The 24296-nt window shown below is 74.3% G+C and carries 23 protein-coding genes; 12 read left to right on the forward strand and 11 right to left on the reverse strand.

The genetic code is table 11. From position 1 onward, the window contains the following. Positions 1 to 87: 87 nt before the first annotated feature. Together ACFY2K_RS21920 and ACFY2K_RS21925 are read right to left on the reverse strand one after the other, a co-directional pair. Positions 88 to 687 (reverse strand): DNA-3-methyladenine glycosylase I, encoded by a 600-nt coding sequence (locus ACFY2K_RS21920; protein WP_375884781.1) that lies wholly within the window; start codon positions 685 to 687, stop codon positions 88 to 90. Further along, a complete protein-coding gene (locus ACFY2K_RS21925) occupies positions 684 to 1112 on the reverse strand; it encodes a DivIVA domain-containing protein (protein ID WP_375884778.1) in 429 nt (142 codons plus the stop codon). The genes ACFY2K_RS21920 and ACFY2K_RS21925 overlap by 4 nt, the downstream gene beginning before the upstream one ends. A 180-nt stretch (positions 1113 to 1292) precedes the next feature. On the opposite strand from ACFY2K_RS21925, the gene folP reads away from it, so the two are divergent. After that, positions 1293 to 2105 (forward strand): dihydropteroate synthase, encoded by an 813-nt coding sequence (gene folP, locus ACFY2K_RS21930; protein WP_380401966.1) that lies wholly within the window; start codon positions 1293 to 1295, stop codon positions 2103 to 2105. A gap of 72 nt (positions 2106 to 2177) precedes the next feature. Here the strand turns inward: folP and ACFY2K_RS21935 are convergent, their stop codons facing one another. Together ACFY2K_RS21935 and dapE are read right to left on the reverse strand one after the other, a co-directional pair. Then, complete coding sequence (locus ACFY2K_RS21935; protein WP_375884776.1) at positions 2178 to 2987, reverse strand: TIGR00730 family Rossman fold protein; 810 nt, start codon at positions 2985 to 2987, stop codon at positions 2178 to 2180. A gap of 112 nt (positions 2988 to 3099) precedes the next feature. Then, on the reverse strand, positions 3100 to 4176 hold the full coding sequence (gene dapE / locus ACFY2K_RS21940; protein ID WP_375884773.1) for a succinyl-diaminopimelate desuccinylase: 1077 nt from the start codon (positions 4174 to 4176) through the stop codon (positions 3100 to 3102). 146 nt (positions 4177 to 4322) lie between these two features. On the opposite strand from dapE, the gene ACFY2K_RS21945 reads away from it, so the two are divergent. Both ACFY2K_RS21945 and ACFY2K_RS21950 read left to right on the forward strand, forming a co-directional pair. Then, positions 4323 to 5390, forward strand: a complete 1068-nt coding sequence (locus ACFY2K_RS21945; protein ID WP_375884770.1) for a hypothetical protein — start codon at positions 4323 to 4325, stop codon at positions 5388 to 5390. A gap of 308 nt (positions 5391 to 5698) precedes the next feature. Beyond that, positions 5699 to 6502, forward strand: a complete 804-nt coding sequence (locus tag ACFY2K_RS21950; RefSeq protein ID WP_375884767.1) for a hypothetical protein — start codon at positions 5699 to 5701, stop codon at positions 6500 to 6502. Between the two features lie 97 nt (positions 6503 to 6599). Here the strand turns inward: ACFY2K_RS21950 and dapC are convergent, their stop codons facing one another. Together dapC and fdxA are read right to left on the reverse strand one after the other, a co-directional pair. Continuing rightward, on the reverse strand, positions 6600 to 7763 hold the full coding sequence (dapC, locus tag ACFY2K_RS21955) for a succinyldiaminopimelate transaminase (protein ID WP_375884764.1): 1164 nt from the start codon (positions 7761 to 7763) through the stop codon (positions 6600 to 6602). A 20-nt stretch (positions 7764 to 7783) separates the two neighbouring features. Beyond that, complete coding sequence (fdxA, locus tag ACFY2K_RS21960; RefSeq protein ID WP_030287402.1) at positions 7784 to 8110, reverse strand: ferredoxin; 327 nt, start codon at positions 8108 to 8110, stop codon at positions 7784 to 7786. A gap of 135 nt (positions 8111 to 8245) precedes the next feature. On the opposite strand from fdxA, the gene ACFY2K_RS21965 reads away from it, so the two are divergent. Both ACFY2K_RS21965 and ACFY2K_RS21970 read left to right on the forward strand, forming a co-directional pair. Further along, positions 8246 to 9247: a GNAT family N-acetyltransferase gene (locus ACFY2K_RS21965; protein WP_380640430.1), complete on the forward strand. Its 1002-nt coding sequence runs from the start codon at positions 8246 to 8248 to the stop codon at positions 9245 to 9247. A gap of 31 nt (positions 9248 to 9278) precedes the next feature. Next, positions 9279 to 10187, forward strand: coding sequence for a transglutaminase family protein (locus ACFY2K_RS21970; protein WP_375884759.1), 909 nt, complete (start codon positions 9279 to 9281; stop codon positions 10185 to 10187). Positions 10188 to 10204: 17 nt separating this feature from the next. Here the strand turns inward: ACFY2K_RS21970 and ACFY2K_RS21975 are convergent, their stop codons facing one another. Further along, entirely contained in the window at positions 10205 to 10834 is a 630-nt protein-coding gene (locus ACFY2K_RS21975) for a response regulator (RefSeq protein WP_375884756.1), read from the reverse strand. Positions 10835 to 10898: 64 nt separating this feature from the next. Between ACFY2K_RS21975 and ACFY2K_RS21980 the strand changes: the two genes are divergently transcribed. Then, positions 10899 to 11843, forward strand: a complete 945-nt coding sequence (locus ACFY2K_RS21980) for a MerR family transcriptional regulator (protein ID WP_375884753.1) — start codon at positions 10899 to 10901, stop codon at positions 11841 to 11843. After that, positions 11837 to 12331, forward strand: coding sequence for a GNAT family N-acetyltransferase (locus ACFY2K_RS21985; protein WP_375884751.1), 495 nt, complete (start codon positions 11837 to 11839; stop codon positions 12329 to 12331). The genes ACFY2K_RS21980 and ACFY2K_RS21985 overlap by 7 nt, the downstream gene beginning before the upstream one ends. Here the strand turns inward: ACFY2K_RS21985 and ACFY2K_RS21990 are convergent. The 4 genes from ACFY2K_RS21990 to ACFY2K_RS22005 form a co-directional block, all read right to left on the reverse strand. After that, complete coding sequence (locus tag ACFY2K_RS21990; RefSeq protein ID WP_387713340.1) at positions 12328 to 13587, reverse strand: sensor histidine kinase; 1260 nt, start codon at positions 13585 to 13587, stop codon at positions 12328 to 12330. The genes ACFY2K_RS21985 and ACFY2K_RS21990 overlap by 4 nt on opposite strands. A gap of 8 nt (positions 13588 to 13595) precedes the next feature. Continuing rightward, entirely contained in the window at positions 13596 to 14318 is a 723-nt protein-coding gene (locus tag ACFY2K_RS21995; RefSeq protein ID WP_375884746.1) for an ABC transporter permease, read from the reverse strand. Continuing rightward, positions 14315 to 15277 (reverse strand): ABC transporter ATP-binding protein, encoded by a 963-nt coding sequence (locus ACFY2K_RS22000; protein WP_375884744.1) that lies wholly within the window; start codon positions 15275 to 15277, stop codon positions 14315 to 14317. The genes ACFY2K_RS21995 and ACFY2K_RS22000 overlap by 4 nt, the downstream gene beginning before the upstream one ends. 145 nt (positions 15278 to 15422) lie before the next feature. Next, positions 15423 to 17576, reverse strand: coding sequence for a prolyl oligopeptidase family serine peptidase (locus ACFY2K_RS22005; protein WP_387713343.1), 2154 nt, complete (start codon positions 17574 to 17576; stop codon positions 15423 to 15425). 315 nt (positions 17577 to 17891) lie between these two features. Here ACFY2K_RS22005 and ACFY2K_RS22010 point away from each other — a divergent pair, with 315 nt between their 5' ends. The 5 genes from ACFY2K_RS22010 to ACFY2K_RS22030 all read left to right on the forward strand — a co-directional run bounded on the left by ACFY2K_RS22010 (position 17892) and on the right by ACFY2K_RS22030 (position 24284). Then, positions 17892 to 18086, forward strand: a complete 195-nt coding sequence (locus tag ACFY2K_RS22010) for a DUF2304 domain-containing protein (protein WP_387713346.1) — start codon at positions 17892 to 17894, stop codon at positions 18084 to 18086. Between the two features lie 30 nt (positions 18087 to 18116). After that, positions 18117 to 19067 carry an N-acetyl-1-D-myo-inositol-2-amino-2-deoxy-alpha-D-glucopyranoside deacetylase gene (gene mshB, locus ACFY2K_RS22015; RefSeq protein ID WP_387713349.1) on the forward strand — a complete coding sequence of 317 codons (951 nt, stop codon included), beginning with the start codon at positions 18117 to 18119 and terminating at the stop codon, positions 19065 to 19067. Further along, a complete protein-coding gene (locus ACFY2K_RS22020) occupies positions 19064 to 19522 on the forward strand; it encodes a DUF6113 family protein (RefSeq protein WP_380593409.1) in 459 nt (152 codons plus the stop codon). The genes mshB and ACFY2K_RS22020 overlap by 4 nt, the downstream gene beginning before the upstream one ends. A 239-nt stretch (positions 19523 to 19761) precedes the next feature. Beyond that, positions 19762 to 22362 (forward strand): peptidoglycan binding domain-containing protein, encoded by a 2601-nt coding sequence (locus ACFY2K_RS22025; protein WP_387713352.1) that lies wholly within the window; start codon positions 19762 to 19764, stop codon positions 22360 to 22362. A 200-nt stretch (positions 22363 to 22562) separates the two neighbouring features. Beyond that, entirely contained in the window at positions 22563 to 24284 is a 1722-nt protein-coding gene (locus ACFY2K_RS22030; protein WP_387713355.1) for an ABC transporter family substrate-binding protein, read from the forward strand. The last annotated feature ends 12 nt before the right edge of the window (positions 24285 to 24296 follow it).

A 24296-nucleotide genomic window follows, 5' to 3' on the forward strand; every position in this document is an offset into this window, starting at 1 on the left:
TCGTACTGGACGTACTTGGGCGATTCGGGCGTGCGTCCAGGCGGGATGCCCGGCGTCGCGCGCCTGGCAAGATCCGCCGGACAGGCCCTAGCGGGCTCGGCGACCGCCGGTGCGGACGTGGCAGTCCGCCAGGTGGTCGTCGACCAGGCCGCAGGCCTGCATCAGGGCGTAGGCGGTGGTCGGGCCGACGAAGCGGAAGCCCGCCTTCTTGAGCGTCTTGGCCAGCGCCGTCGACTCGGGCGTGACGGCCGGCACCTCAGCGATCGTGCGGGGGGCCGGCCGGTCCGGGTCGACGGCGAACTGCCAGATCAGCGCGTCCAGACCGCCGTCCAGGTCGCGGGCGACCCGGGCGTTGGCGATCGCCGCCCGGATCTTGGCGCGGTTGCGGATGATCCCGGTGTCGGCGAGCAGCCGCTCCTCGTCGGCCTCGCCGAACTCGGCGACCTTGCCGATCTCGAAGCCGGCGAACGCGGCCCGGAAGCCCTCCCGGCGGCGCAGGATGGTCAGCCAGGACAGGCCGGACTGGAAGGCCTCCAGGCAGACCCGTTCGAACAGGGCGTCGTCGCCGTGCACGGGCCGGCCCCACTCGGTGTCGTGGTAGACCCGGTAGTCGTCGGTGGAGTCGCCCCAGCCGCAGCGGCGCAGGCCGTCCGCGCCGAGCACGGTGCCACCCGGCGCCCCGGTCACCGGTCCTCCACCGGCTTCGCGTCCTCGGGGGCCTGCGGCTTGGTGAGCGCGACGGCGGGCTCGACCACCGTGGCGAACTGCTCCAGGCCGGGCAGCGGTTCGGCGGCCGGGTCGGGGGCGCCGGTGGCCTCGACCGCACCGCGCAGGTGGGCCGCGGCCTCCAGTTCGGCGATCCGTGCGTCGCGGTAGGCGAGTTCGGCGCCGAGGCGGTCCAGGACGTCGTCCACCTCGTCCATCCGGTAACCGCGCACGGCCATCGGCAGGCGCAGCTCGTCCACGTCCGTCTTGCTCAGCGGGCGGTCCTGCGGCAGCCGCGCGGCGATGCGGTCCGGCACCGCCTCCGGCATCGAGCCGCCCCCACCGAGCGCAACCAGCGCGGCGCCGCCGACCACCACGGCCATGGCGACCACGATCACCCAGAACACGAGCTGTCCTCCCGAACTCCCGGTCGGCCTCCTCCGAGGGGCCAGGGAACCGGGCTGATCATGACAGCATGGTCCCTAGTGAGGCCGGGGGCCATCATCGCACCCGCAGCAGCTGTGGAGGAGACATCGGTGGCACTGCGCCTGGGACCGCGCGAATTCGGTGACGACGAGCTGGTGATCATGGCGATCGTGAACCGGACCCCGGACTCGTTCTTCGACAAGGGGGCGACCTTCGCGGACGAGGCCGCGTTCGCCGCCGCCGACCGCGCGATGGCGCAGGGCGCGGCGATCCTGGACATCGGCGGGGTGAAGGCCGGGCCGGGCGACGAGGTCACGGTCGAGGAGGAACTGCGGCGCACCGTGCCGTTCGTGGCCGAGCTGCGCAAGCGCCACCCCGGGGCGGTGATCAGCGTGGACACCTGGCGGCACGAGGTCGGCGAGGCGGTCTGCGAGGCCGGCGCGGACCTGCTGAACGACGCCTGGGGCGGGGTCGACCCGAAGCTCGCCGAGGTGGCCGCCCGGTACGACGCCGGGCTGGTCTGCACCCACGCGGGCGGCGCCGAGCCGCGCACCCGGCCGCACCGGGCCGGGTACGAGGACGTGATGGCGGACATCCTGCGGGTCACCGTCGGGCTGGCCGAGCGGGCAGTGGGCCTGGGCGTCCGCCGGGACGCGGTGATCATCGACCCGGGGCACGACTTCGGCAAGAACACCCGGCACTCGCTGGAGGCGACCCGGCGGCTGCCGGAGATGACCGCGACCGGCTTCCCGGTGCTGGTGTCGCTCTCCAACAAGGACTTCGTCGGCGAGACCCTGGACCGGCCGGTGGACGAGCGGCTGCTCGGCACCCTGGCCACCACGGCGGTCTCGGCCTGGCTGGGCGCCCGCGTCTACCGGGTGCACCAGGTCGAGGAGACCCGCCAGGTGCTGGACATGGTCGCCTCGATCCGGGGCACCCGCCCCCCGGCGGTCGCCCGCCGGGGGCTGGCCTAGGAATCCCTCTTTTTTGCGCTCGGCTCGCCTCCGGGGCGCTCGGACCCGGTGCGGCTCGCTCGCGTGCCCCCGCTAGATCTCGTTCGCGGGCCGGCGGGCGTCGGCGAGGATCTTCAGCACCTCGTCGATCTCGTCCGTGATGTGGAACAGCTCCAGGTCGCGCGGGGCCGCCTTGCCCTGCGCGACCAGGGTGTTCTTCAACCACTCGTAGAGGCCGCCCCAGTAGGCGCTGCCGAAGAGGATCACCGGGAAGCGGGTGACCTTCTTCGTCTGCACCAGGGTGAGCGCCTCGAACAGCTCGTCCAGCGTGCCGAGCCCGCCGGGCAGCACCACGAAGCCCTGGGCGTACTTCACGAACATCGTCTTGCGGACGAAGAAGTAACGGAAGTTCAGCCCGAGGTCGACGAACTCGTTGAGGCCCTGCTCGAAGGGCAGCTCGATGCCGAGCCCGACGCTGAGGCCGCCGGCCTCCGTGGCGCCGCGGTTGGCGGCCTCCATCGCGCCCGGGCCGCCGCCGGTGATCACCGCGTAGCCGGCCTCGGCGAGGGCCCGGCCGATGGCCACCCCGGCCTCGTACTCGGGCGAGTCGGCCGGGGTCCGGGCCGAGCCGAACACGCTGATCGCGGGCGGGAGTTCGGCGAGGGCGCCGAAGCCCTCGACGAACTCGGAGGTGATCCGCAGCACCCGCCAGGGATCGGTGTGCAGCCAGTCGGTGGGGCCCGTGGTGTCCAGCAGGCGCTGGTCCGTGGTGCTGGTGCCGACCTGGTCCCGGCGCACGAGCACCGGGCCCTTCTGCTTCTCGGGCCAGGCCTTCTTCTTCCGCGGCACGCCGACCTGCTCGGGGCCGTGTCCGTACTGCTTGTCGTCTCCTGTGCCTGTCATGACGAAACCCTACGCCGACCTTCCCCCGATTTCAGGCAACGGGGGAAGGTCGGTTGGGCAACCGGAAGATGGCGTTCGACCGCCCCGGGGACCGACCGCGAACGCTTTCGATTCAGCTGGTCAGCCAGGCCCGCAGGCGGTCCTCGGTCTCGGCGATGGCGCTTAGCGAGCAGTGCTCGTCCCGCTTGTGCGCGAAGTTCGGGTCGCCCGGCCCGTAGTTGACCGCCGGGACGCCGAGCGCGCTGAACCGGGCGACGTCGGTCCAGCCGAACTTGGCCCGGGCCTGGCCGCCGGTGGCCGCCAGGAAGGCCTTGGCGGCGGGCTGGGAGAGGCCGGGGAGGGCGCCGGGGGCGAAGTCGGTCACGGTCAGCTCGAAGCCGTCGAAGACCTCGCGGACGTGCTTCTCCGCCTCGGCCTCGCTGCGGTCCGGCGCGTAGCGGAAGTTGACCGTGATGACGCACTCGTCCGGGATCACGTTGCCGGCCACGCCGCCGTCGATCCGCACCGCGTTGAGGCCCTCGCGGTACTCCAGGCCGTCGATCTCCACCCGGCGCGGCCGGTAGTCGGCCAGCCGGGTGAGCGCCTCGGCGGCGTGGTGGATGGCGTTGTCGCCGAGCCAGCTGCGGGCCGCGTGGGCGCGCACGCCGCTGAGCCGGACCTGCGCCCGCAGGGTGCCCTGGCAGCCGCCCTCGACCATGGCCCCGCTGGGCTCCATCAGCACCGCGAAGTCGGCGGCCAGCCAGTCCGGGCGGTCCTTGGCGAGGTGGCCGAGGCCGTTGCGGGAGGCCTCCACCTCCTCGCAGTCGTAGAACACGTAGGTGAGGTCGCGGTTGGGCTCGGTCAGGGTGGCGGCGAGGCGCAGCGCCACGGCCACGCCGGACTTCATGTCGGAGGTGCCGCAGCCGTAGAGCAGGTCGCCGTCGACGTACGAGGGCAGGTTGTCGGCGATCGGCACGGTGTCCAGGTGGCCGGCCAGCACGACGCGCTCGGCGCGGCCCAGGTTCGTCCGGGCGACCACGTTGTTGCCGTAGCGGTCCACGGTCAGGTGCGGGTAGCCGCGCAGGGCGGCCTCGACGGCGTCGGCGAGCGCCTGCTCGTCGCCGCTCACCGAGGGGAAGTCGACGAGGCGCGCGGTCAGCGTGCCGCCGTCGAGGGTCAGGTCCAGGGGCGTCGGGTTCGGGCTGCTCATGACGTCAGCCTAGTGCCGTCGGATCGGCACTCCGCGTGGTCGTCCTGTGACCGGGAACGCCCGCGGACCGGCAACCGGAATGCGCCGCACATCCGTCCGAGTGGGTACGGTGTCGGATCAAGAAGGCGGGCGCGAGAGGGGCGACGGTGGCCAGGAGAAGGAACAGCGAGGAGCTGGGCGACGAGCTGGGCGACGAAGAGGCGCCCCGCCGTCGTGGTCCGGTCCGCGCGCTGTTGCTCGTGCTGGTCGGGCTGATCGGCCTGGCGATGGTCGCGGGCCTGGCGGTGGTCGGGATCTGGTGGTTCGGTTTCCGGCAGGGCGCCACGGAGGAGTGCTCCGTGAAGACGGCCGCCGGCAGCGGCACGCTGGAGCTGCCGCAGGCCGCCAACGCGGCGACGATCGCCGCGGTGGCGCGTTCCCGGGGCCTGCCGGACCGGGCGACGGCGATCTCGCTGGCGACCGCGATGCAGGAGTCCAAGCTGCGCAACCTCGCGGGCGGCGACCGGGACTCGATCGGCCTGTTCCAGCAGCGGCCCTCGATGGGCTGGGGCACCCCGGAGCAGATCGCGGACCCGGTGTACGCGACCAACAAGTTCCTGGACGGTCTGGTCAAGGTGCCCGGCTACACCCGGCTGCCGCTGACCGACGCGGCCCAGGCGGTGCAGAAGAGCGGCTACCCGCAGGCGTACGCCAAGCACGAGACCAAGGCGACGCTGCTCACCTCGGCGCTGGCCGGCCGGGAGCCCGCCTCGTTCACCTGCGTGGTGAAGGACTACGCCAAGCCGGACCCGGCCGACTCGCCGTCGCCGACGGCGGGCGCGACGTCCGCCCCGGCCGCGCAGCCGGACCGCACCCAGGTGCTGTCCGACCGGGTGCGCCGGGAGTTCGGCAAGACGGTCAACCCGGCGGCCGGCTACGCCTCGACGATCAAGGGCGCGGAGAACGCCGTCGCGCTGACCCCGGACCCGGCCGCCGCCGCGCTGACCACCTCGGCGGACGCCGGGGCCGACGCCGGGGCGTCCGCCGAGCGGGCCAGCGGCTGGGAGGTGGCCCACTGGGCGGTCGCCCAGGCCCAGCAGCTGGGCATCGCGACGGTCGCCTACGACGGGAAGATCTGGCGCAAGTCCGAGTCCGAGGACGGCTGGCAGACCCAGACCTCGGGGACGTCGACCAAGCTCGTCCAGGTCACCCTGGCGCCGTACGGAAAGGGCTGACGCACTCACGTTCGGGTAGCCGCCGGACGGGTGATTCCGGTCAACCGCGGTGGACCGGCCGCCCGTTCCGGCGACCCCGGCCGGAGAACCGTCACTCCCCTTGCCCGGGGCGGCCCGACGGCCTCCCGCGGGGCCGGGACGGACGCCTGCTGCGGTCGTACGATCCGATGGTCGGTCAGGCGCGTTCCTTGCTCCGGCCGAAACCTTCTGGCTTCTCAAGCGGTAACAACGTCGTCCGCCAGGTCCCGTCCGCACCCGGATCGTCCACCCGGCGGACGGGACGGACCCAGACCCCTTCGAGGAGCCTCATGTCTCACCCCCTCACGCGCCGGATCGCCCAGGCCGCGCTCGTCGTGGCCGCCGGAGCGACCCCGCTGGTCGCGGCCGGCTCCGCGTCCGCCCTGGGCGGGGACGCCCTGCTTCCCAAAAGCGACCTCGCGGCGCCGCTGGGCCAGCTGACCAACACCGACACCGGTTCCACCCTGCAGCACACCACCCACCAGCTCGGCCAGGCCGCCGGCACCACCGGCGCGGCCACCGTCGCCGCCGGCGTACCGGCCTCCGCCGACGCCGCCGGGAACATCGTCGCCCACCAGCTCCCCGAGGCGAACGAGAAGGCCAGCTCGCTGACCGCCCCGGTGGACCAGACCGCCGCCACCACCGGCCAGCTCTCCGCCGTCACCCCGAGGGTCGCCTCGGCGCTCGCGGGCAAGCTCGGCGAGGCCGTCACCGGCAAGGGCATGGGCACCCGCAGCGCCAACGCCGGCAGCAGCCCGGTCGGCGGCCTCGGCCAGGCCGGTGCGCTCGCCCACGCGGTGCCCGGCGCCGACAAGCTCTCCGGCGCCGTCCCCGGCACCGACGCCCTCACCGGCGCGCTGCCCACCAGCGCCGTGGAGCGCGCCCTGCCGCTCGGCTCGGTCGAGCACGCGCTGCCCGGCGGCCTGCCCGCCACCGACGTCCTCGGCCTGGCCGAGCACGGCTCGGCCAACCGGCTCGGCGGCGCCGACCTCGGCCCGAACAACCCGCTGTCCGGCCTCACCAACTCGCTCGGCCCGGTCGGCGGCCTGCTGGGCGGCGTGAACGGCGGCAGCATCAGCGGCCTGCCGCTCTAGGTCCGCGGTCGACCGCGGCAGCCCCCGCCGCGGTCCGCACGCGCGGGAGGGGCCGGTGTTCCGTTCCGGAACACCGGCCCCTCCGTCGTACCCGCCGTCAGCGCGCCGCGGCCAGCCGCTCCACGGCCGCGGCGACCCGCTCGTCGGTCGCGGTGAACGCGACCCGGACGAAGCCGGCGCCGGACGGCCCGTAGAAGTCACCGGGCGCCACCAGGATGCCCAGCCCGGCCAGTTCGGCCACGGTCTCCCAGCACGGGCGGTCCTGGGTCGCCCACAGGTACAGGCTCGCCTCGGAGTGCTCGACCCGGAAGCCGTACGCCTCCAGCGCCGCCCGCAGCGCCGAGCGCCGGGCCGCGTACCGCTCCCGCTGCTCGGCCACGTGCGCGTCGTCGGCGAGCGCCGCGATCGTCGCCGCCTGGACGGGCGCCGGCACGATCATGCCGCCGTGCTTGCGCAGCCCCAGCAGCTCCTCGACCACCACCGGGTCGCCCGCCACGAAGGACGCGCGGTAGCCGGCCAGGTTGGAGCGCTTGGAGAGCGAGTGGACGGCCAGCAGGCCCTCGTGCTGTGTTCCGTCCCCGGGGTCCCCGCAGACGTCCGGGTGCAGGACGGAGACCGGTTCGGCCTCCCAGCCCAGCTCGAAGTAGCACTCGTCGCTGACCAGCAGCACCCGGTGCTCCCGGGCCCACTCGACGGCGCGGCGCAGCTCGTCCGCGCCGAGCACCCGGCCGGTCGGGTTGGACGGCGAGTTCACCCAGAGCAGGCGCACCCGGGAGCCGTCCAGCTCGTCCACCGAGTCGTACTCGACCGGCTCGGCGCCGCACAGCCGGGCGCCCACCTCGTAGGTCGGGTAGGCCAGTCGCGGGTAGGCGACCTGGTCGCCCGGGCCGAGGCCGAGCTGGGTCGGCAGCGAGGCCACCAGCTCCTTGGAGCCGACGGTCGGCAGGACGGCCCGCGGGCCGATCCCGGCGCCGCAGCGGCGGTTCAGCCAGCCGGCGATCGCCTCGCGCAGCTCCAGCGGGCCCCAGACGGTCGGGTACCCCGGCGTGTCGGTGTGGGCCGCCAGCGCCTTCTGGATCAGCTCGGGGACCGGGTCCACCGGGGTGCCGACGGAGAAGTCGCAGAGGCCACCGGGGTGGGCGACGGCGGTGGCCTTGTAGGGCTCCAGCTTGTCCCAGGGGAACACCGGGAGCCGGTCGGAAACGCGGCGCGCCGCCCCCGGGTGACCCGGGAACGGCGCGCGCGTGCTGTTGGTGTTCACAGCTCAGTAGCCACCGATCGTCAGTGGTCGGCGTTCTGCGGCGGCAGCGCGGCGATGAACGGGTGGTCCCGCTCGATCAGGCCGAGCTTGGAGGCGCCGCCGGGCGAACCCAGGTCGTCGAAGAACTCGACGTTCGCCTTGTAGTAGTCCTTCCACTCCTCCGGAGTGTCGTCCTCGTAGAAGATCGCCTCGACCGGGCAGACCGGCTCGCACGCGCCGCAGTCGACACACTCATCCGGGTGGATGTAGAGGGAGCGCTGGCCCTCGTAGATGCAGTCAACCGGGCACTCTTCGATGCACGCCTTGTCCTTCACGTCGACACAAGGCTGCGCGATGACGTAGGTCACGCTGTCGTTCCTCCTCGGAAGGGCCTGTCGGCCCGTTCTGTTCTGCTGCCGTGCGCGGTGTGAGCGCGGCGTCGTCGATGCCCGCCCCTAGTATCGCGGGTCGGAGCAGGCAAATGCACAGGAGGTGGCCGGATCATGACCCGAGACCAGCTGGAACGGCGTCCGGAAGTCCGGATAGATCGCTCTGACGTGGGTCTTCGCGTGTCCGTGCGGCGCCTCTCGGAGTTCGTGGACGACCGTCCGGTGTTCCGCGATGTGATCGGCGTGCTCACATCGTGGGACGATCACGGGCTCACGGTCGAGCCCCGGTCGGGCGGTCCGGTGACCTTCCCGGAGAAGCTGCTGGTCGCGGGCAAGGTCGTGCCGCTCTTCCCCGCGCGGCGCGCGGAGCTGCCCGCCGCCACGCCGGTCGAACTCCAGCGGACCGCCGGGCGCGGCTGGCCGGGCGTCGAGCAGGAGGCGCTCGGCGAGTGGACGCTGCGCGCCGCGGCCGGGTTCACCCAGCGCGCCAACTCCGTCCAGGCGCTCGGCGATCCGGGGACGCCGCTGCCCGCGGCCCTGGCCGCCGTCCGGGCCTGGTACGCGGCGCGCGGACTGCCCGCCCTGGTCGAGGTGATCACCCCCGGGACGGCCGACGACCTCAGGCCGCTGCTCGGCCCGCCGCGCTCCCCCACCCAGGTGCGCACCGCCCCGCTGGCCGCGCTCGCCCGGACCGGCACCGGGCACGGGCGCGTGCGGCTCGCGCGGACCGCGGGCGAGGACTGGATGTCCCTGTACGGGAAGCTGAGCGAGGACCCGGCGGCGCGCGAGGCGGCCCGCCGGGTGCTGCACGGCGGCCCCTCGGTCTGGTTCGCCACCGTCCCCGGCGCCCCCGGGCAGCCGCCGCTGGCGATCGGACGCTGCGTCATCGACGGCCCGTGGGCCTGCTTCGGCGCCATCGAGGTCCAGCCGTACGCCCGGCGGGCCGGACTGGCGACCGCGGTGATGGCGGTGCTCGCCGCCCGCGCGGCGGAGGAGGGGGCGAGCGGCGCGTACCTGCAGGTCGAGGCGGAGAACGACGGTGCGGGGGCGCTCTATGACGGACTCGGCTTCACGACCAGTCACACTTACCACTACGCGCTCCTCCCCCAGGAGTAGGCGCCCGACCGTTCCCTCCTGGTATGTCCGCTTGTCCGTCCGTCGTACGAAGGCCGTCGCCGTCACCGTGACCGAGCACAGCAGAGACCGCTTCCGGACCGCCGCCCGCTCCGAGCAGCCCGACCCGGTGCTGCTCTGCCTGCTCGCCGCCGCCGAGCACGACCCGGTCCTCGACCCGGGCGATCCGGGCGAACCGCCCGGCGTCGACACCCTGCTGGCCGCCTGCGAGGCCGCCCTCGACCGGCACGCGGCCGCCGTCCGGCTAGCCGTCGCCGAACGCTCGCCGTCCGGGCCGGAGGAGACCGCCGCACTGCTCGCCGCCGTGCTCGGCGGCCGGGAACGCTTCCACGGGCGCCAGTCCGACTACCGCCGGCTGGAGTCCTCGCTGCTGCCCGACGTCCTGCGGCGCCGTCGCGGACTGCCGATCATGCTCTCGCTGGTGTGGACGGCCGTCGGCCGCCGGGCCGGGCTCACCGTGCACGGCATCGCCCTGCCCGGCCACTTCATCGTCGCGGTCGGCGGCCCGGCCGGCGGCGAGGAGTACGTCCTCGCCGACCCCTTCCACGGCGGGCGGCTGCTCGACCCCGCCGACGTCGAGCGCCTGGTCGCCGCCTCCGGGCACGACTTCACCCCCGCGCTGCTCACCCCCGCCCAGCCGCTGGACATCGTGCTGCGGGTGCTCGGCAACATCCGGGCCTGGGCCGCCGACCGGCCCGAACAGGCCCGCACCCAGCTGTGGGCCACCGAACTCGCCCTGCTGCTCCCCCGGCACCCGGCCCAGCTCCGCCTGGAACGGGCCGAACTCCTGGTGCGGATGGGCGACTTCCTCGGCGGCTCGGCGGAGATGGACGACTACGCGCGGATCCTGGACGCCTTCGACCCGGACACCGCCGCCAAGGTCCGCCAGGAGGCCCGGGCGGCCCGCCACCGGCTCAACTGACCTGCCCCGAGAGGCGGTTACAGCCAGCCCTTCTCCCGGGCGATCCGGACCGCCTCGGTGCGGTTGCGCGCCTCGGTCTTCTGGATCGCCATCGAGAGGTAGTTGCGGACCGTCCCCTCCGACAGGTGCAGCCGCCTGGCGATGTCCGCGTTCACCGCGCCGTCCGCGGCCGCGCCCAGCACGTCCCGCTCGCGCGCGGTCAGCGGATTGGCGCCCTCGGCCAGCGCGGCCGCCGCCAGCGCCGGGTCGATCACCCGCTCGCCGCGCAGCACCCGGCGGATCGCCTCGGCCAGCTCGGACGCCGGCGCGTCCTTCACCAGGAAGGCGTCCGCCCCCGACTCCATCGCCCGGCGCAGGTAGCCGGGGCGGCCGAAGGTCGTCGCGATGACCACCCGCGTCCCCGGCGCCCGGCTGCGCAGCTCGGCGGCCGCCTCGATGCCCGTCATCCCCGGCATCTCGATGTCCAGCACGGCGACCTGCACCTCGTTCGCCAGCACCGCCGCCACCACCTCGTCCCCGCGGCCGACCTGCGCCACGACGTCGATGTCCCCCTCCAGCCCGAGCAGCGCCGCCAGCGCCTCCCGGACCATCCCCTGGTCCTCGGCGAGCAGCACGCGGATCGAGGGGCCGTTCTCTGCAGTACCCATGGCCACGACCTTAGAGGGAGAGGGGCTTGAGTCTCCGGCAGGGGGAGACCCCACAGTGGTGCCCATGGACGGCAGCGAAACGCTCTACTCGATCGGCGACCTCTCCCGGCGCACCGGACTCACCGTCAAGGCCATCCGGTTCTACGCCGACACCGGCCTGGTCCCGCCCACCGACCGCACCACCGCCGGCTACCGCCGCTACGACCTCCACGGCCTCGCCCGGCTGGACCTCGTCCGCACCCTGCGCGAACTCGGGCTCGACCTGCCCGCGATCCGCCGGGTGCTGGAGCGCCAGGCCCCGCTGCACGAGGTCGTCTCGGCGCACGCGGAGGCCCTGGAGGTGCAGATCCGCACCCTGCGGCTGCGCCGGGCCGTCCTGCTCGCCGTCGCCCAACGTTCGTCCACCCCCGAGGAGATGACACTCATGCACAAGCTCGCCCGACTGTCCGACGCCGAACGCCGCCGGCTCGTCCACGACTTCATCGACGAGACCTTCGGCGACCTGGACGCCAACCCCGAGTTCGTCGCCATGCTGCGCTCGGCGATGCCCGAACTGCCGGACGAACCGCGGCCGGAGCAGGTCGAGGCCTGGGTCGAGCTGGGCGAACTCGTCCAGGACCCGGACTTCCGGGCGGCGGTGCGGCGGATGGCCGAGCACCAGGCCGTCGAACGGGCGGACGGCGACCGGGGCGGGCTGCACGCGGCCCTGACCGGGACGGTACGGACGGTGGTCGGCGCGGCCCTGGCCGAGGGCATCACGCCCTCCTCCCCGGCCGCCGACCCCGTCCTGGACACCCTCACCGCCGCGTACGCCGAGACCTTCCGCCGCCCCGACGACCCCGCCCTCCGCTCGTGGCTGCTGGCCCGCCTCACCACGGCCGACGACCCGCGCGCCGAGCGCTACTGGCAGTTGCTGGCCGTCATCAACGGCTGGCCGGTGCCGGAGGGCCTGCGGGAGGTATTCGGATGGCTCACCGAAGCCCTGCGCAGCAGACTGACCGGATGCTGACCCTGGAACCCCTGCGCCCCGACCACGCCGCCGCCGTCCTCGCCTTCGAGCTCGCCAACCGCGCCTGGTTCGCCCGGACCGTGCCCGACCGCGGGGACGCCTACTTCACCGCGGCCGGGTTCGCCGAGCGCCACGCCGCCCTGCTCGCCGAACAGGCCGAGGGCACCGGCCGGTTCCACCTCGTCCTCGGCCCGGACGGCGCGCTGGTCGGCCGGATCAACCTGGTGGACCTCGTGGACGGCAGCGCCGAACTCGGCTACCGCGTCGCCGAGTCCGCCGCCGGGCAGGGCCTCGCCAAGGCCGCCGTCGCGCTGGTCTGCCGACTCGCCGCCGACGCCTACGGCCTGCACGCGCTGACCGCCGCCACCACCCTCGACAACCCGGCCTCCCGGGCCGTCCTGACCGGCAGCGGATTCACGGTCACCGGGCAGTGCCGGCTCGGCGGGCACCCGGGCCTGCGCTACCGCCGCGCCCTGGACGCTTCCTAGGAGGCCGTGGAGGCCCCGGGGGACGGGGCGGGCACCGGGCGCAGGGGGACCGAGGCCCGGATCCGGAAGCCCTTGCCGCGCTCCCCCGGGCCGGTCTCCAGCCGGCCGCCGACCAGGGCGAGGCGCTCCTCCAGTCCGGAGAGCCCGTTCCCCGGTTGGGACTTGCCCGGGCCGGGACCGTTGTCGGTGATCTCCAGGACGGCGTACCGCTCGCCGCCGCCGTCCCAGCTCTCGTCCGCCGTCACCGTGCAGACGGTGGCCCCCTCGCCGTGCCGGACGATGTTGGTGACCGCCTCGCGCAGCGCCCAGGCCAGCGCGCCCGCCTCCTCGTTGGCCAGCGACGGCCAGGCGTCCACCAGCTCCGGCGCGGCCTCCAGCCGGACCTGCGCGGCGGCCAGCGCCGTACGGGCGGCGGCGAGTTCGACCGGCAGGGTGGGGCGGCGGAAGCCGGTCACGGCCTCCCGCACGTCGATCAGCGACTGCCGGGCGACCTGCTCGATCTCGGCGACCTGCGCCCGCGCCGCCTCGTCCTTGCCCGCGTCCATGAAGCGGCCGGCCAGCTCGCTCTTGAGGGTGATCAGCGAGAGCGAGTGCCCGAGCAGGTCGTGCAGGTCGCGGGCGAGCCGCAGCCGCTCCTCGGAGGCGGCCAGGTGGGCGACCGCGGCCCGGGCCTCGCGCAGTTCCTTCATGGTGGTGACCAGCCGCTGCAGGCCGGTCATCGCGACGCCGGAGAGGAAGGCGCTGAGGGCGAAGGTGGTGGTGCTGTCGTTGTCGGCGTGGATCGCCAGGCCGGTCCCGGCGGTGAGCAGGGCCATCGCGACCAGGGCGCGCAGCGCGTGCTTCACCGGGGTGATCACCGCGAGGCACACCGAGGCGTAGATGAACATGGTCAGGAACGCGCCGCCGAGCACCGCGGCGGAGGCCACCGCGAGCACGATCATCGTCCCGACGACCACCTGGCAGGCCCGCGGCTTCATCCCCGCCTGCGAGCGGAAGATCACCAGCAGGACGTAGGCGGCCACGAAGACCGCCAGGCAGGCCCAGCCGAAGACCTGCTCGGCCCCGCTGTGCCCGCCGTTCAGCAGGCTGCTCGCCGGGTAGGCCAGGTAGGTCATCCACAGCAGCATCCAGGCGACCTTGACGGTCATCTGCCGCCGGGTCTCCACCGGGGCGCCCGGGACGTTCATGAAGGAGGCGCGCACCGGACCGGCCTCCCCCGGTTCGTCGGGGCGGTCGGTCCGGTGCGCGTCGGTCATGGTGGTCATCATGCCCGGCGGGCGTCACGCCGGTACAGCACCGCTGCGCCGGCCACGAACACCGCGAAGAAGGCGGCCAGTCCGGCGACCGCGGCCAGGTCCAGGGAGTGCCCGGGCTGGGTGAAGGTGGCCAGTTTGTTGTACAGGAACACCGGGTTGAAGCGGGCGAGGCCCTCCAGCGAGCCGCTCACCGGGAACCAGGTGCCGCCGAGCAGCGCCATCGCCATGTAGGTGATCATCACGATCGGCTGCACCGCGTCCGGTGCCGCCGCGTAGCCCAGCGCCACCCCCAGCGCGGCGAAGACGAAGCTGCCCAGCCAGAGCGCGGCCGCCAGCCCGATCCACTGCGGCGCGCTCAGCTGGACGCCCTGGACGGCCCCGACCGCGAAGACCACCAGGATCGCCGGCAGCGTGGTCACCGCGGTCGCCGTGATCTTGCCGACGGTGTACGCCCGGCCGGGCAGCGCGGTCAGCCGCAGCTGGCGCGTCCAGCCGCTCTTGCGCTCCAGCGAGATCCGCTGCGCGTTGCCGGTGAGCACCGCGCCGACCGCGCCGAAGGTGGCCATCGAGACCATGAAGTAGGTCTTCACGGGCAGGCCTCCGGCCTGGTTGCCGGAGCCGTAGGCGTTGATGAAGAAGACGTACATCAGCGCCGGGTAGAGCACCGTGAAGAACAGGTAGCGCCGGTTGCGGAGGGTCCGCAGGATCTCCAGCTTGATCAGGGTGGTCATCGCACGCTCTCCTTCTCGGCGTCGGCCCGGCGGTCCAGCTCGCCCGTGATGGTCAGGAAGGCCTGCTCCAGGCCGACCCCGGCGACCTCCAGGCCGCGCGGGTACAGGCCCGCCCGGTAGATCCCGGCGACGCCGGCGTCGGCGTCCGCGGTCCGGATCCGCACCGTCCGCACCCCCGGGACGCGGGCGGTGACGTCCAGCGCCTGCACGCCCGGCAGGGAGCGCAGCACGGCCTCGTCGAAGCGGACGTCCGCGGGGAGGTCGGCGTCGTGGAGCTCGAAGGCGATCCGGCGGGCCCCGGCGCGCGCCTTGATCTCGGCGGAGCTGCCGTCGGCGATCAGCCGGCCCCGGTGCAGCACCAGGACGCGGTCGGCGATCGAGTCGGCCTCCTCCAGGTAGTGGGTGGCGAACAGCACCGTGCGCCCGGCGTCGGCCTGCGCGCGCATGCTCGCCCAGAACGCCTGCCGGACGCTGACGTCCATGCCGGTGGTGGGCTCGTCCAGCACGATCAGGTCGCTGTCGCCGGCGATCGCCAGGGCGAAGCGGACCCGCTGCTCCTGGCCGCCGGACAGCTTGTCGACCCGGCGTTCGGCGATCTCCTCGATCCCGGCGTCGGCCAGCACCTCCGTGACCGGCCGGCCGCGCGGGTGCACCTTGCAGGCGAGCTCGACGATCTCGCGGACCTTGACGTCGGTCATCAGCCCGCCGCTCTGCAGCATCGCGCCGACCCGGCCGTCCGCGATCGCCGCCCGCGGGGTGGCGCCGAACAGCGTGACGCTGCCCTGGTCGGGTTCGCGCAGGCCGAGCAGCAGGTCCAGGCTGGTGGACTTCCCGGCGCCGTTCGGGCCGAGCAGGGCGACGGTCTCGCCCGGCCGCAGCACGAGGTCCAGGCCGTCCACGGCGCGCACCCGCCCGTAGCTCTTGCCGACGCCGCGGAAGGCGGCCACCTCGGTAACCATCGCCCGGCTCCTCTCCCTGGTGGGGTCCGGTGCGGAGCTGTCCGCACCACCCCAGGGTCCCGCCGGGGCCGGGGCCGGCGGCAGTGTCGGCCGTCGTGCCTTCGGTATGACGGATGTCATGCCGAAGGCACGACGGCCCGGGCGGCTACAGGCCCAGCGAGCGCTTCACGAAGTCGACCTGGAGCAGCAGCAGGTTCTCCGCGACCTCCTCCTGCGGGGTCATGTGGGTGACGCCCGACAGCGGCAGCACGGTGTGCGGGCGCCCGGCGGCCAGCAGCGCCGAGGAGAGCCGCAGGGTGTGGGCGGCCACCACGTTGTCGTCGGCCAGGCCGTGGATGATCATCAGCGGGCGTTCCAGCCCGGCCGCGTACCCGTTCAGCGAGTTCGCCGCGTACACCTCGGGCCGCTCGGCCGGGTGGCCCAGGTAGCGCTCGGTGTAGTGGGTGTCGTACAGCTCCCAGTCGGTCACCGGGGCCCCGGCCACCGCCGCGTGGAACACGTCGGGGCGGCGCAGCACGGCGAGCGCGGCGAGGTAGCCGCCGTACGACCAGCCGCGGATCGCGACCCGGTCGAGGTCCAGCGGGAACTCGTCGGCCAGCGCCCGCAGCGCCTCCACCTGGTCGTCCAGGGTGGCCCCGGCGAAGTCGAAGGCGATGGACTTCTCCCAGGCCGGGCCGCGCCCGGGGGTGCCGCGGCCGTCGGCGACGACCACCGCGAAGCCCTGGTCGGCGAACCACTGCGAGTTGAGGTGCGGGTTGTGCGCCTGGACGACGCGCTGGCCGTGCGGGCCGCCGTACGGGTCCATCAGGACGGGCAGCAGGCCGTCGCGCTCGCGGTCGTAGCCGGTGGGCAGGAACACGGCGGCCGGGATGCGGCGCTCGCCCGCGAAGCGGAAGACCGGGCGGGCGGTGATGGCCGGGGTCTCGGCGTACGAGGCGACGGTGGCGACGTCGTCGACCACCACGCCCTCCGGCAGGTCGCGGGCGACCTGCACCAGCGTGCCGGGCAGGTCGGGCTCGGCGGTGGCCCGGACGGTGATCCCGCCGGCGTGCACCGCGCTGGTGACGGAGGTGAACGGGCGGCCGTTGGCGGACTCCCAGGCCAGCTCCTTGCCGTCGTGGCTGATCCGGCCGACGGCGATCCAGCCGGGCTCGGGGTCGCTCTCCTCGGCGCCGCCGGAGGCGCTGAAGAACACCTCCCGCGCGGTGACCGCGACCACCGACCGCACGTGCAGGTCGGCCCCGGTGACGGCCTGGTCGCCGACCACCAGCGCCCGCACCCCGCCCTGGTCGGAGATCCGGACCAGCTTGCCGTCCGGGGTCCAGGCCGGCACGCCCGGGAAGGCCTCCAGCCAGACCTCGTCGTGCTCCTCGAACAGCACCTCGGTGGCGCCGGTGGTCACGTCCAGACCGAGGACCCGCTGGGCGCGCTGGTCCCGGGACTGGACGAGCAGCAGCGGCACGCCGCCCTCGGACCAGTGCACCCGGGCCAGGTACGGGAACGCCGCGTGGTCCCAGGAGACCTCGGTGCGTCCGCCGTGCAGGTCGAGCACCCAGAGCCCGACCTCGGCGTTGGCGGTGCCGGCCGCCGGGTAGGCGACCTCGGCGGGCTCGCGGTCCGGGTTGGCCGGGTCGGCGATCCACCAGCGGCGCACCGGGCTGTCGTCGGCGCGCTCGGCCAGCAGCCGCTCGCCGTCCGGGGACCACCAGAAGCCGCGGGTGCGGTCGATCTCCTCCTGGGCGATGAACTCGGCCTGGCCCCAGGTGACGTTCGGGCCGTCCGGCTCGGCGAGCGCCCGGTCGCCGCCGCCGTCGGTGCGGGTCAGCCGCAGTTCGCCGGCGGTGTTGGCGTAGGCGACGTGGGCGCCGTCCGGGGAGAGCCGCGGGTCCAGCAGCGGGCCCACGGCGGGCAGTTCGGCGGTGGTGCCGGCGGCCAGGTCGGCGGTGAACAGCCGGCCGGAGAGCGCGAAGGCGGCCCGGTCGCCGGCGGCGTCCAGGGCGTAGCCGACGATGCCGGCCGAGCTCTCCCGGCTGCGTTCGCGGCGCGCCTTCTCGGCCGGCGAGAGGTCCTCCTCGCTGCCGCCGAGCAGCACCGCCGGGTCGGCGGCGATCCGCTCCTCGCCGGTGGCGGTGTCGAGGGTCCAGAGCAGGTTGGCCCGGTCGCCGCCCGAGCGCGAGCGCAGGAAGACGACCCGCGAGCCGTCGGGTACGACGGAGAAGGAGCGGGGGGCGCCGACGGTGTAGCGCAGGGTCCGCGCGTACTGCCGGGGGAAGGTGTCCGCAGGAGTGTGGGAGGTCATGGCACCAGACCCTACGACGGGCGACTGCCACGGCCGGGTGACTGACGATCACTCGTTCGGAGCATCACCCCCGAGTACGCCTCGGAGGGCCCCGCACCCCCTCCGACCGGCCCGTGCGCCCCACGAGTGCCTCCTTGCCCCGGCGCGCGCGGACTCACTGAATGTAATGCTCCCCTTACCCATCGGGTATGACTGGTCAGGCGAGTGATTGTCGGGCCCCGTCCCGGGCCCGCCGGCCACCCGGCCCCGATTCCCGTACGGTCCCACCGCCGCCCTCCCCCGGGGGCCGGCGCCCGAGAAGGGGTGTGAGCCCACATGGCCATGAACATCTCCGCAGCCGTGCTGATGCTCGTCATCGTGGTGGTGCTGATCCGCCGCTCCGGCCTCAAGCTGGCGCACGCGATCGTCTGCGCACTGCTCGGCTTCTACCTGGCGTCCAGCTCGATCGCACCGTCGATCAGCCAGTTCACCAGCAACCTCGCCGGGATGATCAACGGCCTCAAGCTCTGACCCCGCAGCGCGGTCGTTAGGCTTCCTCCCATGACCGCGACTACCGGCCGCAGCCTCCTCCTGGTGCACGCCCACCCCGACGACGAGTCGATCGGCAACGGCGCCACCATGGCCAGGTACGCCGCCGAGGGCGCCCGGGTGACGCTGGTGACCTGCACCCTCGGCGAGGGCGGCGAGGTGATCCCGCCCGCGCTGGCCCACCTGACGGCCGATCGGGACGACACCCTCGGCGCCCACCGGATCGGCGAGCTGACCGCGGCGATGCGCGCGCTCGGCGTCACGGACTTCCGCTTCCTCGGCGGGCCGGGGCGCTACCGCGACTCCGGGATGATGGGCGTGCCCGAGAACGACGCCCCCGGCTGCTTCTGGCGGGCCGACGTCGACGAGGCGGCGGGCCACCTGGTCGCGGTGATCCGCGAGGTGCGGCCGCAGGTGCTGGTCACGTACGACGAGAACGGCGGCTACGGGCACCCGGACCACATCCAGGCGCACCGGGTCGCGATGCGCGCGTACGAGCTGGCCGCCGACCCGGCGCACGCCCCGGAGGCGGGCGCTCCCTGGCGGATCGCCAAGGTGTACTGGAACCGGATGCCCCGCTCGGTGCTGGACGCCGGCCTCGCCGCCACCGCGGCCGAGGCGCGCTTCCCGGGCGTCGCGCTCCCCGGCGACGTCCCCGGGGTGGTGGCCGACGAGGTGGTCACCACCGTGCTGGACGGCACCGGCTACGCCGCCCCCAAGACCGCCGCACTGACCGCGCACGCCACCCAGATCACCGTGGCCGGCGACTCCTTCGCGCTCTCCAACCACCTCGGCCAGCCCCTGTTCGCCACCGAGTACTACCAGTTGGTACGCGGCCAGGCCGGGCCGGAGCGGCCCGAGCACGACCTCTTCGCGGGCCTCGGCGCCGACGCCACGGGCCCGGGAACCGACCCGACAGGCCCGGGAACCGACCCGGCCCCGAGCGAGGGGAACGCCCGATGACCGCGCCCGCCGCCAAGCCGAGGACCCGATCGGTCGCGGCCACCGTGCTCGGCACCCGCGAGGAGCGGCTGGCCGAGCCCCAACCCCCGCGCGCCGCCCGGATCGCGGCGTATGTCCTGTTCTTCCTGCTGGGCATCGCGGTGTCGGTGTGCGGATCCTTTGTGCAGGCCCTGTGGCCGCCCGTGGGAGTTCTGCTGGCGCTCGCCGCCACCGCCGCGACCTTCTACGCCGGCCTGCGGGTCACCGGCACCAAGCTGGGCGCCGGGATGCCCGCCGGCGGCTGGTTCCTGGCGATGCTGCTGCTGATGGTGCCCCGGCCGGAGGGCGACAACGTGCTCTGGTCCAATGCCACATCGCTGGCCTGGCTGTTCGTCGGCTCGATCCTGGGCGTGATCTGCGCCACCCTGCCCACCCGCACCAGCTGGTTCCCCGGCGTCCCCAACCCCAAGCGCTGAACCCGGCGGGCGGCCGCGTACGGTAGCGCACACAACGCGCAGTCAGGACCACTCCGCCGTACTCTCATACCGGAGGAACCGGACGTATCAGGATCTGTCCGAAGCCGTTCACCGCTCAGTTCTTCCCAGTATGGTGGTCCCGCAGTACGTCGTACCCGACCGCCGTTTGCCCCAGGCCCGGCGACCACGAACCGCGGTCGCGCCGCACGGCCCGCCCGCGAACCCGGAGCAGAGCAGCATTGAGCAGCCGCGAATCTGACAACGCCAACCCGACGCCCCGGCGCACGGGTCCGGACGCCTACCCGTCGGGCACGCCGCCCTACGGCACCCCGGCGGGCCCCGGCGGTGACCGGGCCGACACCGGGTCGGGCGGCGAGGACGACGGTCCGAAGACCGAGACGACCCTGACCACCAGGGTCCGGATCAACATCCCCGGCTCGCGCCCGATCCCGCCGGTCGTCGTCCGCAGCACCGTCAAGAACGAGACCGCCCGGGGCGACGACGGCCCGGCCGACCCGTTCGCGCCGGGCACCGAGCCGGGCGGCCCGCGACACCGCTCCGCACCCGCCTCGCCCGTCCTCGGCGTGATGGAGGGCGGCTCCGGCTCCGCCACCCCGCCCAACCTGCCGCCGGAGTGGCAGATCCCGCCGATCCCGCCGGCGACCTCGGAGTCCGAGTCCACCGGCGCGTGGTTCCGGCCGCGGCAGAAGAAGGCGCCGGCCGCCGAACCCGCCCCGGCCGCCGTGCCGGTCGGCGCCCCGAGCGTCCCGAGCACGCCGGAGGCCCCGGCCGTGCCCGGCCCCGGCGCCGAGGCCCGGCCGCAGTCCGCCCCGAACGGCGCCCGCCCGGCGCCGGACGCCGGCGCCGCCCGGCCGAACGGCCGCCCGCTGCCCACCCGGGGCCAGGCCCCGCACCAGGGCGCCGCCCCGGCCGCCCCCGCCTCGCCCTACGGCGCCGGGGGCCCGGCCGAGGAGCCCGGGGTGTACGAGAGCGCCGACCCGTTCGCACCGGTCGCCGATCCGTTCGCCCCGACCGGCCCGACCGGCCCCGCCGCCGCCGGCGCGCGCGGCCGCGGCGACCAGCGCGGCCCGCGCGGCAGCCGTCCGCAGCAGCCGTCGCCGCACCAGCAGGGCGGCCCCCAGCAGGGCGGGCTGCCCCAAGGCGGCCTCCAGCAGGGCGGCGCCCCGCAGGGCGGGTTCCCACCGAGCGGGCTGCCGCAGAACGGCTTCCCGCAGGCCGAGCCCGGCCCGGAGGACACCTCGGTGGACGGCTTCGCGCCGATCCGCGAGCACGGCGCGCCCCCGGCCGCCATACCCGGCCTGCCCCGGAACGGCACCGCGCCGAACGGCACCGCCCCGAACGGCGCTGTCCCGAACGGCACCGCCCCGAACGGCGCTGTCCCGAACGGCGCTGTCCCGAACGGCGCTGTCCCGAACGGCACCGCGCCGCACGGCAGCCCGAACGGCGGCGGCCCGGACGGCTTCGACGGCCGTCCGCAGCCGGGCCTGTTCGCCTCCGCCCCGACCGGTGCCGACCCGTTCGCCACCCAGCGCCCGGCCGCCCCCGGCCAGGACCCCTTCGCCACCCCGGCGGGCCCCGGCGGGCTCTTCCCCGGCGCGCCCCAGCCCGGCTCCCAGCCGGCCCCGCAGCCCGCCCCCGGCGGGCCCCGGCGGGCGGGTCGTGACCCGGAGGCCACCGAGGTCACCCCGCTGCCCGCCCCCGGCCCCCAGGGCGCGGCGGACGGTCCCGGCGCCCAGGTCGACGCCGCCCCGTTCCTCCCCGGCGCCGTCCCCGGGCCGGCTCCCACGTCCGGCCCGGCACCCGCCAAGACCGAGCCGGCCGCCCCGGCCAACGGCAAGGGCAAGGGCAAGGCGAAGGCCAAGCGCGGCGGCCCGAAGAAGCTGGTCAAGCTCGGCGTCTACGCCGTCGGCGGGGTGTTCTTCCTCGGCGCCGCCGCCTACGGCACCGGCCTGATGCTCAACCAGTCCGACATCCCCAAGGGCACCGTGGTGCTCGGCACGGACATCGGCGGCAACGGCCGTGACCAGGCGATCCACGCGCTGGACGCCTCGGTCGGCAAGGCCGGGCAGCAGCCGCTCAAGCTCAAGATCGGCGACCAGAGCGTCGACCTGGACCCGACGGTCGCCGGCCTGAGCTTCGACACCACGGCCACCGTGGACGGCCTCGCCGCGCACAGCTACAACCCGGTCACCGTGATCACGTCGATCCAGGGCGGCACCAAGGCCGTCGCCCCGGAGGTCCGGGTCGACCGCGCCAAGCTCAAGGCCGCGCTGGACTCGCTGGCGGTCGGCTCGGGCCAGGGCCTGCAGGAGGGCTACGTCAAGTTCGCCGACAACGGCGACCCGGTCGTCGTCCCCGGCAAGGCCGGTCAGGCGGTGGACACCAACGCCGCGCTGGACGTGATCGAGCAGGCCTACCGCGACCGCGCCGCCGGCAAGCCGGACCAGCCGATCGCGCTGGCCGTCACGGCCGCCCAGCCGAAGGTCTCCACCCAGGCCCTCCAGGCCGCCGCGGACAGCCTCGGCAAGCAGGTCACCAGCGGGAAGATCCACGTCGTGGCCGGTGCCAAGACCTGGGACTTCGGCCCGAAGACCGCGGCCAAGGCGCTCACCCTGGCCCCGGACGCCTCCGGCAAGATCGCGCCCAAGTGGGACCTCGACGCGCTGGGCTCCCTGCTCAACGGCGCGTTCGACAAGGTGAAGGCCAAGAGGAACGGCCAGACCGCCGCGATCACCACCCAGGACGTCGCGGACGCCGTCACCTCGCTGTTCGACAAGACCGGTGACAAGGAACGCACCTTCAAGTTCACCGTTGCCTGACGTCTGACGCCTGACGCCTGACGCCCGGACGCCGGACGGCACCCACCGTCCGACGGCACCGGCCGACGAGCCGGGCACGAACGAGGGGCGGGGCCGCCGCACCGCACGGTCGCGGCCGTCCCGCCCCTCGACAACTCCCCCTCCCGTCAGCAAGATGTGACGCCACACCATCCGTCACAGTCACCCCGGGAGCCACGCCGATGGGCCGCCGCAGCCTCCAGCACCACCGGACGGCACTGCTCGCCGGCCTCACCGTCCTGACGCTCTCCCTCGCGCTCTGCTCCTGCTCCGCGGGGTCGGACGGCACCGTCGCGGACGCCCCGGTCGCCGCCACCGGGGTGCCCAAGCTGACCTCGGTCGACATCAACGCCCACGACCGCGCCCGGCTGCGCCAGGGCGGCACCCTGAACCTGGCGATCTCCCAGTTCTCCCACCAGTGGTCGCCGATCCACACCGACGGCACCGAGTCCTCGACCGTCGCGGTCGGCAAGCCGCTGCTGCCGACCTTCTTCCGCTCCGACGCGGCGGGCACCCAGACCGTCAACCCGGCCTACCTCCAGGAGGCCCACGCCGAGCTCAGGGACGGCCACCAGGTGGTCACCTGGACGCTCAACCCGAAGGCCCACTGGTCCGACGGCACCCCGATCACCTGGCGCGACATCGAGGCCAACTGGCACGCCATGAACGGCAAGGACCCGGCGTACCGGCCCTCCAGCACCTCCGGCTTCGAGCTGGTCAGCTCGGTCGAGCGGGGCAAGGACGACTTCCAGGCCGTGATGACCTTCGACCGGCCGTTCTCCGAGTGGCAGTCGATGTTCAACGGCGCCGCCAACGCGCCGCTGCTGCCCGCGAGCAAGGTGTCCACCCCGGAGTCGTTCAACTCGGCCTACCTGGACGCCATCCCGCTCACCGCCGGCCCCTTCAAGGTCGAGCGGCTGGACCCGTCGGCGCAGACCGTCACCCTGGTCGCCGACCCGACCTGGTGGGGCGACAAGCCGGTGCTGGACCGGATCGTCTTCCACGCCATGCTGCCCGACGCGATGCGCACCGCCTTCGCCAAGGGCGAGATCGACCTCCTCAACAACGGTCCGGACCTGGCCGGCTACCAGGTCATCAGGAACACCAAGGGGGCGGCCGTGCGCCGGGCCGGCGGGCCGGACTTCCGCCAGCTCACCCTGAACGCCCGCAACCCCGTGCTCGCCGACGCGACCGTCCGCCAGGCCGTCCTCCAGGCGATCAACCGGGACGCCCTGATCCGCACCGACCTCAACGGCCTGGACTGGCCCGCCGTCCCGCTCAACAACCACCTGCTGGTCGCCAACCAGAACGGCTACCGCGACAACTCCCTGGGGCTGTCGCGCTTCGACCCGGCCGAGGCCGCCCGCAAGCTGGACGCGGCGGGCTGGAAGCTCGACGGCGAGGTGCGGAAGAAGGACGGCCACGAGCTGAACCTGCGGATGGTCGTCCCCGCCGGGGTGGCCGTGGCCCAGAACGAGACGGCCTCGGTGTCGAGGATGCTCAAGGACGTCGGCATCAAGGTCACCCCGGTGACCGCCGCCCCCAACGAGTTCTTCGACAAGTACGTCAACCGCAACGACTTCGACATCGCCGTCTACGCGCTGCTCGGCACCCCGTTCCCGGCCAGCGGCAGCCGCGCGAGCTACGCCCAGAACAGCTCCACCAACCGGGCCGGCGCCGGCAGCTCCGCGGTGGACGCCGCGCTCGACCGGGCCGCCGGCGCCACCGACGCCGGCACCGCCTCCGAGGCGATCAACCAGGCCGACGGCGAGCTCTGGAAGGTGGCCGGCGTCCTGCCGCTCTACCAGCGCCCGCAGCTGTACGGCGCCCGCGCCGACCTCGCCAACATCGGCGCCCAGGGCCTGTCCGACATCGTCTGGGAGAACGTCGGCTTCACCAAGTAGCGCCCCGGCGCC

Origin of the sequence: Kitasatospora sp. NPDC001309, from assembly GCF_042896295.1 — a bacterium.
GTDB lineage: Bacteria > Actinomycetota > Actinomycetes > Streptomycetales > Streptomycetaceae > Kitasatospora.

Bases quoted from the DNA above. Each gene is read 5' to 3' on its own strand.
- folP (WP_380401966.1), top strand. From the start codon at position 1,293: ATGGCGATCGTGAACCGGACCCCGGACTCGTTCTTCGACAAGGGGGCG.
- ACFY2K_RS21935 (WP_375884776.1), bottom strand. From the start codon at position 2,987: ATGACAGGCACAGGAGACGACAAGCAGTACGGACACGGCCCCGAGCAG.
- dapE (WP_375884773.1), bottom strand. From the start codon at position 4,176: ATGAGCAGCCCGAACCCGACGCCCCTGGACCTGACCCTCGACGGCGGC.
- ACFY2K_RS21950 (WP_375884767.1), top strand. From the start codon at position 5,699: ATGTCTCACCCCCTCACGCGCCGGATCGCCCAGGCCGCGCTCGTCGTG.
- ACFY2K_RS21965 (WP_380640430.1), top strand. From the start codon at position 8,246: ATGACCCGAGACCAGCTGGAACGGCGTCCGGAAGTCCGGATAGATCGC.
- ACFY2K_RS21975 (WP_375884756.1), bottom strand. From the start codon at position 10,834: ATGGGTACTGCAGAGAACGGCCCCTCGATCCGCGTGCTGCTCGCCGAG.
- ACFY2K_RS21980 (WP_375884753.1), top strand. From the start codon at position 10,899: ATGGACGGCAGCGAAACGCTCTACTCGATCGGCGACCTCTCCCGGCGC.
- ACFY2K_RS21985 (WP_375884751.1), top strand. From the start codon at position 11,837: ATGCTGACCCTGGAACCCCTGCGCCCCGACCACGCCGCCGCCGTCCTC.
- ACFY2K_RS21990 (WP_387713340.1), bottom strand. From the start codon at position 13,587: ATGACCGACGCGCACCGGACCGACCGCCCCGACGAACCGGGGGAGGCC.
- ACFY2K_RS21995 (WP_375884746.1), bottom strand. From the start codon at position 14,318: ATGACCACCCTGATCAAGCTGGAGATCCTGCGGACCCTCCGCAACCGG.
- ACFY2K_RS22000 (WP_375884744.1), bottom strand. From the start codon at position 15,277: ATGGTTACCGAGGTGGCCGCCTTCCGCGGCGTCGGCAAGAGCTACGGG.
- ACFY2K_RS22005 (WP_387713343.1), bottom strand. From the start codon at position 17,576: ATGACCTCCCACACTCCTGCGGACACCTTCCCCCGGCAGTACGCGCGG.
- ACFY2K_RS22010 (WP_387713346.1), top strand. From the start codon at position 17,892: ATGGCCATGAACATCTCCGCAGCCGTGCTGATGCTCGTCATCGTGGTG.
- mshB (WP_387713349.1), top strand. From the start codon at position 18,117: ATGACCGCGACTACCGGCCGCAGCCTCCTCCTGGTGCACGCCCACCCC.
- ACFY2K_RS22020 (WP_380593409.1), top strand. From the start codon at position 19,064: ATGACCGCGCCCGCCGCCAAGCCGAGGACCCGATCGGTCGCGGCCACC.
- ACFY2K_RS22030 (WP_387713355.1), top strand. From the start codon at position 22,563: ATGGGCCGCCGCAGCCTCCAGCACCACCGGACGGCACTGCTCGCCGGC.